The following is a 12,994-nucleotide window of genomic DNA, read 5'->3' as shown; positions in this document are numbered from 1 at the left end:
CCAGTGCACTCGAACCGGTTGGTTCGGGGTGATGGGTGGTTGGTCGTTGTTTGAGAACTGCACAGTGGACGCGAGCATCTGTGGCCAAGTTTTTAAGGGCGCACGGTGGATGCCTTGGCACCAGGAACCGATGAAGGACGTGGGAGGCCACGATAGTCCCCGGGGAGTCGTCAACCAGGCTTTGATCCGGGGGTTTCCGAATGGGGAAACCCGGCAGTCGTCATGGGCTGTCACCCATACCTGAACACATAGGGTATGTGGAGGGAACGCGGGGAAGTGAAACATCTCAGTACCCGCAGGAAGAGAAAACAACCGTGATTCCGGGAGTAGTGGCGAGCGAAACCGGATGAGGCCAAACCTCAAGCGTGTGAGACCCGGCAGGGGTTGCGCTTGGGGGGTTGTGGGATCTCTCTTTTACGGTCTGCCGGCCGTGAGACGAGTCAGAAACCGTTGATGTAGGCGAAGGACATGCGAAAGGTCCGGCGTAGAGGGTAAGACCCCCGTAGTCGAAACATCAGCGGCTCGTTTGAGAGACACCCAAGTAGCACGGGGCCCGAGAAATCCCGTGTGAATCTGGCGGGACCACCCGCTAAGCCTAAATATTCCCTGGTGACCGATAGCGGATAGTACCGTGAGGGAATGGTGAAAAGTACCGCGGGAGCGGAGTGAAATAGTACCTGAAACCGTGTGCCTACAAGCCGTGGGAGCGTCGGAGTGCATGCTTGCATGCACTCTCGTGACTGCGTGCCTTTTGAAGAATGAGCCTGCGAGTTTGCGGTGTGTTGCGAGGTTAACCCGTGTGGGGAAGCCGTAGCGAAAGCGAGTCCGAATAGGGCGGTTTAGTAGCGCGCTCAAGACCCGAAGCGGAGTGATCTAGCCATGGGCAGGTTGAAGCGGCTGTAAGAGGTCGTGGAGGACCGAACCCACCAGGGTTGAAAACCTGGGGGATGACCTGTGGTTAGGGGTGAAAGGCCAATCAAACTCCGTGATAGCTGGTTCTCCCCGAAATGCATTTAGGTGCAGCGTCGTGTGTTTCTTGCCGGAGGTAGAGCACTGGATAGGCGATGGGCCCTACCGGGTTACTGACCTTAGCCAAACTCCGAATGCCGGTAAGTGAGAGCACGGCAGTGAGACTGTGGGGGATAAGCTCCATGGTCGAGAGGGAAACAGCCCAGAGCATCGACTAAGGCCCCTAAGCGTACGCTAAGTGGGAAAGGATGTGGAGTCGCACAGACAACCAGGAGGTTGGCTTAGAAGCAGCCACCCTTGAAAGAGTGCGTAATAGCTCACTGGTCTAGTGATTCCGCGCCGACAATGTAGCGGGGCTCAAGCGTACCGCCGAAGTCGTGTCATTCCAGTAATAGGGCCAACGCCTGCTGGGATGGGTAGGGGAGCGTCGTGTGCCGGGTGAAGCCGCAGCGGAAGCTAGTGGTGGACGGTTCACGAGTGAGAATGCAGGCATGAGTAGCGATACACACGTGAGAAACGTGTGCGCCGATTGACTAAGGGTTCCTGGGTCAAGCTGATCTGCCCAGGGTAAGTCGGGACCTAAGGCGAGGCCGACAGGCGTAGTCGATGGATAACCGGTTGATATTCCGGTACCCGCTGTGAAGCGTCAAACATCGAACCAGGCGATGCTAAGTCCGTGAAGCCGCCCCGGAGCCTTCGGGCAAAGGGGAGTGGTGGAGCCGACGGACCAGACCTGTAGTAGGTGAGTGATGGGGTGACGCAGGAAGGTAGTCCAGCCCGGGCGGTGGTTGTCCCGGGGTAAGGGTGTAGCCCGTCATCTAGGCAAATCCGGATGACATGTGGGTGAGACCTGATGCCGAGCCGATTGTGGTGAAGTGGATGATCCTATGCTGTCGAGAAAAGCCTCTAGCGAGTTTCATGGCGGCCCGTACCCTAAACCGACTCAGGTGGTCAGGTAGAGAATACCGAGGCGTTCGGGTGAACTATGGTTAAGGAACTCGGCAAAATGCCCCCGTAACTTCGGGAGAAGGGGGGCCATCACCGGTGACGAGATTTACTCTCTGAGCTGGGGGTGGCCGCAGAGACCAGCGAGAAGCGACTGTTTACTAAAAACACAGGTCCGTGCGAAGCCGTAAGGCGATGTATACGGACTGACGCCTGCCCGGTGCTGGAACGTTAAGGGGACCGGTTAGTGCACTTTCGGGTGTGCGAAGCTGAGAACTTAAGCGCCAGTAAACGGCGGTGGTAACTATAACCATCCTAAGGTAGCGAAATTCCTTGTCGGGTAAGTTCCGACCTGCACGAATGGCGTAACGACTTCTCGACTGTCTCAACCATAGGCCCGGTGAAATTGCACTACGAGTAAAGATGCTCGTTTCGCGCAGCAGGACGGAAAGACCCCGGGACCTTTACTACAGTTTGATATTGGTGTTCGGTTCGGCTTGTGTAGGATAGCTGGGAGACTGTGAAGTCATGGCGCCAGCCATGGTGGAGTCGTCGTTGAAATACCAGTCTGGTCGTGCTGGATGTCTAACCTGGGTCCGTGATCCGGATCAGGGACAGTGTCTGATGGGTAGTTTAACTGGGGCGGTTGCCTCCTAAAGAGTAACGGAGGCGCCCAAAGGTTCCCTCAGCCTGGTTGGCAATCAGGTGTTGAGTGTAAGTGCACAAGGGAGCTTGACTGTGAGACCGACGGGTCGAGCAGGGACGAAAGTCGGGACTAGTGATCCGGCGGTGGCTTGTGGAAGCGCCGTCGCTCAACGGATAAAAGGTACCCCGGGGATAACAGGCTGATCTTCCCCAAGAGTCCATATCGACGGGATGGTTTGGCACCTCGATGTCGGCTCGTCGCATCCTGGGGCTGGAGTCGGTCCCAAGGGTTGGGCTGTTCGCCCATTAAAGCGGTACGCGAGCTGGGTTTAGAACGTCGTGAGACAGTTCGGTCCCTATCCGCTGTGCGCGTAGGAATATTGAGAAGGGCTGTCCCTAGTACGAGAGGACCGGGACGGACGAACCTCTGGTGTGCCAGTTGTCCTGCCAAGGGCATGGCTGGTTGGCTACGTTCGGGAGGGATAACCGCTGAAAGCATCTAAGCGGGAAGCCTGCTTCGAGATGAGTATTCCCACCCCCTTTGAGGGGTTAAGGCTCCCAGTAGACGACTGGGTTGATAGGCCAGATCTGGAAGGCGGGCAACCGCTGGAGGTGACTGGTACTAATAGGCCGAGGGCTTGTCCTCAGTTGCTCGCGTCCACTGTGTCAGTTCTGAAATAACGAACGACATGCCTCCTCCCTGGGCCACAGGGAGTCGAGGCAACTGGTTCACAATTTCACAGTGTTTCGGTGGTCATAGCGTGAGGGAAACGCCCGGTTACATTCCGAACCCGGAAGCTAAGCCTCACAGCGCCGATGGTACTGCAGGGGGGACCCTGTGGGAGAGTAGGACGCCGCCGAACAATTATTCAAAGAGCTGGTTCCCGAACTTCGGTTTGGGGACCAGCTCTTTTTTGTTCTGCGTCACTTGAAGTTCACGTTGTGCGACCAACATCCGCAGCATGGGTACCGCAGCAATGCTCAGGGCCGCCGGAGTCGGAGTCGGTGACGAGGTCATCGTGCCGGCGTTCGGGAACGTCGAAGTCGCCGAGGCAGTGACCCTGACCGGTGCGACGCCGGTATTCGCCGACATAGATCCGGCGACGTACTGCCTCGACGCCACCGCAGTCGAAGCGGTCGTCACTCCGCGTTCGGCGGCCGTGGTCGCCGTACACCGCTTCGGGCGGTCGGCCGACATCGCGCGACTGCGAGTTGTCGGGCAGCGGCACGGGCTCCTCGTGCTCGAACAGGGCGAGTCCGAGGCGCCGTACGACGAAATCGCGCAGCGCAGGGAACGCGCCGCGTACCTCGACGGGCGGCTGAGCGGGGTGCGGACGCCGCACGGCGGCGACGGGCACACCTATCAGCAGTACGTCGTCCGGGTGCCGGGCAACGGGCGGCCGGACCGGGACGCCTTCGCGCGAGCCGTACGGGCCAAGGGAGTTGAGTGTCGGGTGCCGGTGAAGACGCCCGTGCACCGCATGCCCGGGTTCCGTCGGGACGTGTGTCTGCCGGAGACCGAGCGTGCCGCGGACGAGACCCTCGCGTTGCCGGTGGACGCGGCGTTGACGAAGCGGGAGATGCAGCGGATCGTCTCCGCCTGCAATGCGCTCGGTGGATTGCTGCAGCCCGCGTTCTGACCACCCGTGTTCTGACCCGACAGGACCGGTTGGGAGCACGGGCCTGTTCGGGGTATGATCTATTTCGTTGCCGCGAGGGAAACCTCGGGAAAGCGACAAGCCCCCTTAGCTCAGACGGCAGAGCGTCTCCATGGTAAGGAGAAGGTCAACGGTTCGATTCCGTTAGGGGGCTCCACAGCAGAAAAGGCCTCGCCCTTCCGGGCGGGGCCTTTTTCGTGCCCTGGCGCGGGACTTCAGTCCCTCTGGAGGCCCGGGACGCGCATGGCCAGAATCGCCATGTCGTCCGACGGGGCGTCCGAGGCGAAGCGTTCTACCGCGCGCATGATGCGGGCCGCGACCGCGCCCGCGGTCAGGCCCGTGCAGGTCGTGAGAACGTCCGTGAGGCCGTCGTCGCCCAACATGCGTGTTCCCTCGCGGCGTTCCGTGACGCCGTCCGTGACGCAGAGCAGGACGTCGCCCGGATCGAGGGTGACCGTCTGCTCGTACAGCTCCAGGTCGTCCATGACGCCGAGCAGCGGCTGCGGCTCGGCGGCCGGTTCGACTGTGCCGTCCTGGCGCAGGCGGAGCGGGAGCGGGTGGCCGGCGCAGACCACCTTGAGGATCGCCGAGCCGTCCTCCTGCGGCCACAACTCGCCGTACAGGAGCGTCAGGAAGCGGCTGCGGGCGCCCTCGTCGAGGATCGCGGAGTTCAGGCGCTCCAGGACCGCCGGACCGCCGAAGCCCTCGCGGGCCAGGAGCCTGAGCGCGTGCCGGGCAAGGCCCGTGACCGCCGCTGCCTCCGGTCCCGTACCGCAGACGTCGCCGATGGCGAAGCCGTAGGCGCCGTCGCGGATCGGGAAGAGGTCGTAGAAGTCGCCGCCGACCTCGTTGCCCTCGCCGGCCGCGCGGTAGATGACCTCGACCTCGACGCCCTCGATGTGCGGGAGCTCCGGTGGGAGGAGGCTGCGCTGGAGTGACTGGCTGATGGCCATGCGTTCCGAGTACAGGCGGGCGTTGTCGAGGGCGAGAGCGGCCCGGCGGCTCAAGTCCTCGGCCAGTTCCAGGATTTCCTGGCGGAAGTGCTCGTCGGACGGCTTGCCGAGGGTGAGCATGCCGATGACCCGGTTGCGGGCGACCAGCGGGAGGACGACTGTCTCGCCGCCCACCGCGGCCGCCGTCGCCAGCGTCGTGCCGATGCCGGAACTCACCGTCGAGGGCTCGCCCAGGCCCAGGCTGCGCATGGAGGTCCGCAGGGCGGCCTGGTGGGCCGCCTCGGCCGGGGCCGACCAGACGCGGGCGCCCGGGGTGGGGACCGGGTCCGGCGGGGCGATCTTCGACAGCAGGGCCTTGAGGCCGTCGATGCGCTCCTCGTCCTCGTGCAGGACGTACGAGAGATACGGGTCGGAGGCCTGGTCGGCGATCGTGTAGACGGCGCACCAGGTGGCCAGGGTCGGGACCGTCATCTGGGCCATGAGGGCCAGGGTCTGGTCGCGGTCCAGGGTGCCGGCCAGGAGGTCGGAGGCCTCGACGAGGAAGCTCAACGAGCCGCGGCGCAGGCGCTCCAGCTCGCCCAGGCGGGCGGACTCCACGGCGAGCGCGATGCGGTCGGCGGCGAACTGGAGGCGCAGCGCCTCCTCGTTGGTGTACCGGCCGGGTGCCTCGGCTGCCACGCCGAGAGCGCCGGTGAGGCGGCCCTCGACCTTCAGCGGGACCGTGACGACCGAGCGCATGCCGGTGCCGCTCAGCAGCGGTACCGCGCCGGGGACGACCGTGAGGTCCTCGTGCACGGCGGGCATACGGGCCGAGCCGTACCGTCCGGGGCCCGCCTCCACCGGCACACGGGCGAACCGCTGGCGGGCGGAGGGCAGGCCCGTGGAGGCGCGCACCTCCAACTCCGTCTCGTCGTCGGTCGCGAGGAGCAGGAAGGCGGAGTCACCGTCGAGCATGTCGCGGGCGCGCTCCACCGTGCGCTGGAGGAGGCCGTCCAGGTCATCCGGGGCGGGCGAGCCGATGAAGACCTCGAAGGGGTCCGAGGGCTGCCCGTCGGCGCCTGAGGACGAGTCCGAGGCGGGCATGCGCAACGGGGTCTGCAGGACGGCGCGCTCGTGGTCGCGCACGAGAAGGCAGACCGTGGAGGGTTCGCCGGCTGTGTCGCGTACGCGCAGATGGGAGGCGTACACCGGGATCACGCGGCCGTTGGCGCCGCGGACGCCGTAGCTGCCCTCCCAGCGTGAGAGCTGGAGGGCCTCGACGATGCCGGTGCTCGTGCCGGGCGTGTGCGGCCAGGCCGCGAGGTCGGTGAGGGGTTTGCCGATGACCAGCTCGGCCGCGTAGCCGAAGAGCTCCTCGGCGTCCTCGTTCCAGGCGTTGATGGCGCCGGCGCGGTCGATCTGGACGACCGCGACGCGCACGCGGCCGTCGGCGAGCGGGAGGAGGTCGGCCGGGAGCGACGGGCCGGCGGCGCGGGTGCCCACCGCGCGGTCGGGGAGGGCGAGTTGGAACCAGACCTGCTTGTGCGTGGGCGTGTACTCGACACCCCAGCGGCCGGCCAGTGCCGCGCAGAGCTGGAGACCGCGGCCGCCCTCGCGGTCGGGGCTGCCCATGTTGACGGCCGTCGCCTGGAGTGGAATCTCACGTTCCGGGTAGTGGTCCGCCACCTCGATACGTACGCCGTCGTCGCTCCGTAGACACAGGACGTCTGCTGCCGTGCCCGCGTGCACCACGGCGTTGGTGACGAGTTCGCTGGTCAGGACCACCGCGTCGTCGACGATGTCGGCGAAGCCCCAGCCTTGGAGGGTGTCACGGACGAAAGAACGAGCGGTCGCGACCGATCGCCCGACGGGCTCGAAGCTGGCGGCCGCGCGCGCGGTGATCACAGAACTCCTTGTCCGGTTCTCGACATGCAGGGCCCCATGGCCTGCCTGCTCCTGCCGGGGCAGAGCCTGGTTCCCCGTGGGCCGGGGATCCTGGGGTTGTCCCCCGGGATGCAGTCCGGTGGTCATGGTGCGGTGCCCTCCGATGCCTGCCCGCTCGTACTCGTGCCACCGCCCAGGCCGGACGGGACCGGCGCGGCTGGACAGCCGCATGCAAGGTTACTTACCTTCGCCGTCCGTGCGGATGCCGGTCGCCAGTGTTTCCGTCCGGAGGGTGTGCGGACGATGTGCGAAGCTGCCGAACTGTTATGGCCTGGTTCAACCATGGTGAAACACTGGGCAAGCTCCTAGAGAAGGTCCGAGCACTTCGAGCGGCACACGAGTACGCCGAGCAGTAACGGTCGATCCCTGCGGGAGGGACACAGTGGAGTCTGGCGCAGCGACGCGGGGCACTAAGACGCGCGCAAAAGGCGGACAGTCCCTGAACAACCAGCGCAAACCGCGCAATGGCACCACCGCAGTGGACACAGCAGCCCTCAACAGACTGCTGGTGGCCCTGGTGTCGATGCGGGACGGCAACTTCCGAAAGCGCCTGACAGTGTCGGGCGATGGCGTGATGTCCGAGATTGCGGCGGTTTTCAATGAAGTGGCCGATCGTAATCTCCATCTGACAGGTGAGCTGTCGCGGGTGCGGCGGATGGTCGGACGTGAGGGAAAGCTCACGGAGCGGCTGGAGGCGGGAGCCTGCGAGGGTTCCTGGGCTTCCGCGATCGATGCGTCGAACGCGCTGGTCGACGATCTCGTACGGCCCGTCTCCGAGGTCGGCCGAGTGCTCTCCGCGGTGGCGGAGGGTGACCTGTCGCCGCGTATGGAACTGCGCGCGCAGGCGCCCGACGGGAACGGGCATCCGCTGCGAGGCGAATTCCTCAAGGTCGGGCGCACGGTCAACAATCTGGTCGACCAGTTGTCGACGTTCACCGACGAGGTCACGCGCGTCGCCAGCGAGGTCGGCACCGAGGGCAAACTCGGCGGCCAGGCACGAGTGCGCGGTATGTCCGGTTCGTGGAAGGACCTCACGGATTCGGTCAACACCATGGCGTACCGGCTGACGGCTCAGGTGCGTGACATCGCTCTCGTCACGACGGCCGTCGCCAAGGGCGATCTGTCGCGGAAGGTCACCGTCCATGTGGCCGGCGAGATGCTGGAGCTGAAGAACACCGTCAACACGATGGTGGACCAGCTCTCCTCGTTCTCCTCCGAGGTGACGCGAGTCGCGCGCGAGGTGGGCACGGAGGGCGAGCTCGGCGGTCAGGCGCAGGTGCCGGGTGTGGCCGGTGTGTGGAAGGACCTCACCGATTCGGTGAACCTGATGGCCGGCAACCTCACGGCCCAGGTGCGCGGGATCGCGCAGGTGACGACGGCGGTCGCCAACGGCGATCTGTCGCAGAAGGTGACGGTGTCGGCGCGCGGCGAGGTCGCCAAGCTCGCCGAGACGATCAACCAGATGACGGAGACGCTGCGGATCTTCGCGGACGAGGTCACGCGCGTCGCCAACGAGGTCGGCGCCGCGGGGCAGCTCGGCGGGCAGGCGAACGTGCCGGGTGCGGCGGGTACCTGGAAGGACCTGACGGATTCGGTCAACACCGTCTTCCGGAATCTCACCACTCAGGTGCGGGACATCGCCGCCGTGACCACGGCCGTGGCCAACGGTGACCTGTCGCAGAAGGTGACCGTCGATGTCGCCGGCGAGATGCTGGAGCTGAAGAACACCGTCAACACGATGGTCGATCAGCTGTCGTCGTTCGGTGACGAGGTCACGCGGGTGGCGCGCGAGATCGGTGTCGAGGGTGAACTGGGCGGCCAGGCACAGGTTCCGGGCGCGGCGGGAACGTGGAAGGACCTCACCGACTCCGTCAACACGGCGTTCAGGAATCTCACCGGACAGGTGAGGAACATCGCCCAGGTGACCACGGCGGTCGCCAACGGTGACCTGTCGCAGAAGGTCACCGTCGACGTGTCCGGCGAGATGCTCCAGCTGAAGAACACCGTGAACACGATGGTGGACCAGCTGTCCTCGTTCGCCGACCAGGTGACCCGGATGGCGCGGGACGTGGGCACGGAGGGCCGCCTGGGCGGTCAGGCCCGCGTGGACGGCGTATCCGGTACCTGGAAGGAACTCACCGACTCCGTCAACTTCATGGCGGGGAACCTGACTTCGCAGGTACGGCAGATCGCCCAGGTCACCACGGCGGTGGCCCGCGGTGACCTGTCGCAGAAGATCGACGTGGACGCGCGCGGCGAGATCCTGGAGCTGAAGAGCACCATCAACACGATGGTGGACCAGCTCTCCGCGTTCGCGGACCAGGTGACGCGGGTCGCCCGGGAAGTGGGTACGGAGGGCCGCCTCGGCGGTCAGGCGCAGGTGCCCGGCGTCGCCGGTGTGTGGCGCGACCTGACCGACTCCGTGAACGGCATGGCGGGCAACCTCACCGCCCAGGTGCGCAACATCGCGCAGGTCGCGACGGCGGTGGCCCGCGGTGACCTGTCGCAGAAGATCGACGTGGACGCGCGCGGCGAGATCCTGGAGCTGAAGAACACCCTCAACACGATGGTGGACCAGCTGTCGAGCTTCGCCGAGCAGGTGACGCGGGTGGCCCGTGAGGTGGGCACGGAGGGCATGCTCGGCGGACAGGCCGAGGTGCAGGGTGTCTCCGGCACCTGGAAGGACCTCACGCAGTCCGTGAACTTCATGGCGAACAACCTGACCATTCAGGTGCGCAACATCGCCGAGGTCACGACCGCGGTGGCCAAGGGCGACCTGTCCAAGAAGATCACCGTCGACGCGAAGGGCGAGATCCTGGAACTCGTCACCACCGTCAACACGATGGTCGACCAGCTGTCCAACTTCGCCGAGCAGGTGAACCGGGTCGCCCGCGAGGTGGGCACCGACGGCAACCTGGGTGGCCAGGCTCGGGTGCCCGGAGTGACCGGCATCTGGAAGGACCTGGGCGACAACGTCAACCTGATGGCCAACAACCTGACCAGCCAGGTGCGGAACATCTCCCAGGTCGCCACGGCGGTGGCCAACGGCGACCTCACCAAGAACGTCACGGTCGAGGCGAGCGGCGAGATCGCGCAGCTCGCGGACACGGTCAACACGATGGTGAAGACGCTGAGTTCGTTCGCCGACGAGGTCACGCGCGTGGCCCGCGAGGTGGGCACGGACGGCATCCTCGGCGGCCAGGCGCGCGTGCCGGGCGTCTCCGGTACCTGGAAGGACCTCACCGAGTCCGTGAACTCGATGGCGTCCAACCTGACCGGTCAGGTGCGCAACATCGCGATGGTCACCACGGCCATCGCCAAGGGCGACCTGACGAAGAAGATCGACATCGACGCGCGCGGCGAGATCCTCGAGCTGAAGACCACCATCAACACGATGGTCGACCAGCTGTCCTCCTTCGCCGGGGAGGTCACGCGAGTCGCCCGCGAGGTGGGCACGGAAGGCCAGTTGGGCGGCCAGGCACGCGTACGCGACGTCGACGGCACCTGGCGCGACCTCACCGAGTCGGTGAACGAGATGGCCGGGAACCTGACCCGGCAGGTGCGCGCCATCGCGCGCGTGGCGACCGCGGTGACACGCGGCGACCTCAACCTGAAGATCGATGTGGACGCCTCCGGCGAGATCCAGGAACTTCAGGACTACATCAACAAGATGATCGCCAACCTGCGTGACACCACGATCGCCAACAAGGAGCAGGACTGGCTCAAGGGCAACCTCGCCCGCATCTCCGCCCTGATGCAGGGGCGCCGCGACCTCGAGGACGTGGCCTCGCTGATCATGAGCGAGCTGACGCCCGTCGTCTCCGCGCAGCACGGCGCGTTCTTCCTCTCCATGCCGCTCGTCGACGGCACGGACGCCATCGACGACGAGGACGCCTACGAGCTGCGCATGCTCGGGTCCTACGGCTACTCGATGGGCTCCATGCCGACGTCGTTCCGGCCCGGCGAGGCGCTCATCGGGACGGCCGCGCAGGAGAAGCGCACGATCCTCGTGGAGAACGCGCCGAGCGGCTACCTGAAGATCTCCTCGGGGCTCGGTGAGGCGCCGCCCGCGCAGGTGATCGTGCTGCCGGTGCTCTTCGAAGGGACCGTCCTCGGCGTCATCGAGCTGGCGTCCTTCACGCCGTTCACGCACATCCAGAAGGACTTCCTGAACCAGATCGCCGAGATGATCGCGACGAGCGTCAACACCATCTCCGTCAACACCAAGACGGAGGTGCTGCTCAAGCAGTCGCAGGAGCTCACCGAGCAACTCCGGGAGCGCTCGGCCGAGTTGGAGAACCGGCAGAAGGCCCTGCAGGACTCCAACGCGGAGCTGGAGGAGAAGGCCGAGCTGCTGGCCCGGCAGAACCGCGACATCGAGGTCAAGAACACCGAGATCGAGGAGGCCCGGCAGGTCCTGGAGGAGCGTGCCGAGCAGCTCGCGGTCTCCATGCGCTACAAGAGCGAGTTCCTGGCGAACATGTCGCACGAGCTGCGTACGCCGCTCAACTCGCTGCTGATCCTGGCCAAGTTGCTCGCCGACAACGCGGACACGAACCTCACCCCGAAGCAGGTCGAGTTCGCCGAGACGATCCACGGCGCGGGCTCCGACCTGCTCCAGCTGATCAACGACATCCTGGACCTGTCGAAGGTCGAGGCCGGCAAGATGGACGTGTCGCCGACACGCATCGCCCTGGTGCAACTCGTCGACTACGTAGAGGCCACTTTCCGTCCGCTGACGGCAGAGAAGGGCCTCGACTTCTCCGTACGCGTGTCGCCGGAACTGCCCGCCACACTGCACACCGACGAACAGCGGCTCCTTCAGGTGCTGCGCAACCTGCTGTCCAACGCGGTGAAGTTCACCGACTCCGGAGCCGTCGAGCTGGTGATCCGGCCGGCGGGCGGGGATGTCCCCGTGGCGATCCGGGAACAGCTGTTGGAGTCCGGTTCGCTGCAGGACGCCGACGCCGACCTGATCGCGTTCTCGGTGACCGACACGGGCATCGGCATCGCGGCCAGCAAGATGCGGGTGATCTTCGAGGCCTTCAAGCAGGCGGACGGCACCACGAGCCGCAAGTACGGCGGCACGGGTCTGGGGCTGTCCATCTCGCGGGAGATCGCGCGGCTGCTGGGCGGCGAGATCCACGCGCAGAGCGAGCCGGGACGCGGCTCCACGTTCACGCTGTATTTGCCGCTGCACCCGAGCGAACTGCCGCCGCAGGGCTACGGGCAGCTCGTGCCCGCGCTGGGGGCGGGGGAGCTGCTGGCCTCCGAGGCGGAGCTGTCCGCGGCCGGCATCGAGACGCCCGCCGAGATGAAGTCGTTCCAGGAGACCCAGAACGGGCCCGCTGCGCTCTTCAGGCGGCGCCGCAGGGCGGTGTCCGCGGAGGACCAGCGGACCGCGCTGCCCGGCCGGCTCGCAGCCGGGTCCGCGGGGGCGGCACAGGAGCAGTGGGCGGCCACGGGAGGCCAGGACGAGGCGGCGCAGCCGAACCGCGGGATCCGCTTCGAGGGCGAGAAGGTGCTGATCGTCGACGACGACATCCGCAACGTGTTCGCGCTCACCAGCGTCCTGGAGCAGCACGGGCTCTCGGTGCTGTACGCGGAGAACGGGCGCGAGGGCATCGAAGTCCTGGAGCAGCACGACGATGTGACGGTCGTCCTGATGGACATCATGATGCCCGAGATGGACGGTTACGCGACGACGACGGCGATTCGCCGGATGCCGCAGTTCGCCGGGCTGCCGATCATCGCGCTGACCGCCAAGGCGATGAAGGGCGACCGGGAGAAGGCCATCGAGTCGGGCGCCTCCGACTACGTGACGAAGCCGGTCGATCCCGATCACCTGCTCTCCGTGATGGAGCGGTGGATGCGCGCGGAGTGACCGAGCGTCGGGCCGTT

Annotated in this window: 3 protein-coding genes, 1 tRNA gene and 2 rRNA genes; 5 read left to right on the top strand and 1 reads right to left on the bottom strand. The window is 65.6% G+C overall.

From position 1 onward, the window contains the following. The first annotated feature begins 82 nt into the window (after positions 1-82). The 4 genes from AB5J56_RS13085 to AB5J56_RS13070 all read left to right on the top strand — a co-directional run bounded on the left by AB5J56_RS13085 (position 83) and on the right by AB5J56_RS13070 (position 4,374). A 23S ribosomal RNA gene (locus tag AB5J56_RS13085) occupies positions 83-3,205 on the top strand. Positions 3,206-3,305: 100 nt separating this feature from the next. Beyond that, positions 3,306-3,422: ribosomal RNA gene (gene rrf / locus AB5J56_RS13080) — 5S ribosomal RNA — on the top strand. A 114-nt stretch (positions 3,423-3,536) separates the two neighbouring features. Next, complete coding sequence (locus AB5J56_RS13075) at positions 3,537-4,199, top strand: DegT/DnrJ/EryC1/StrS family aminotransferase (RefSeq protein WP_369242526.1); 663 nt, start codon at positions 3,537-3,539, stop codon at positions 4,197-4,199. 99 nt (positions 4,200-4,298) lie between these two features. Beyond that, a tRNA-Thr gene (locus AB5J56_RS13070) sits at positions 4,299-4,374 on the top strand. Positions 4,375-4,432: 58 nt separating this feature from the next. Here AB5J56_RS13070 and AB5J56_RS13065 read toward each other — a convergent pair. After that, positions 4,433-7,180, bottom strand: a complete 2,748-nt coding sequence (locus AB5J56_RS13065; RefSeq protein ID WP_369232878.1) for a SpoIIE family protein phosphatase — start codon at positions 7,178-7,180, stop codon at positions 4,433-4,435. Between the two features lie 295 nt (positions 7,181-7,475). Between AB5J56_RS13065 and AB5J56_RS13060 the strand changes: the two genes are divergently transcribed. Next, the gene (locus AB5J56_RS13060; RefSeq protein WP_369232877.1) at positions 7,476-12,977 is read left to right on the top strand and encodes a HAMP domain-containing protein; all 5,502 of its coding nucleotides are present in this window, start codon (positions 7,476-7,478) and stop codon (positions 12,975-12,977) included. Positions 12,978-12,994 lie beyond the last annotated feature (17 nt).

The organism is Streptomyces sp. R21 (assembly GCF_041051975.1).
Lineage (GTDB): Bacteria > Actinomycetota > Actinomycetes > Streptomycetales > Streptomycetaceae > Streptomyces.
This window is presented reverse-complemented; position numbering and strand designations above follow the sequence as displayed.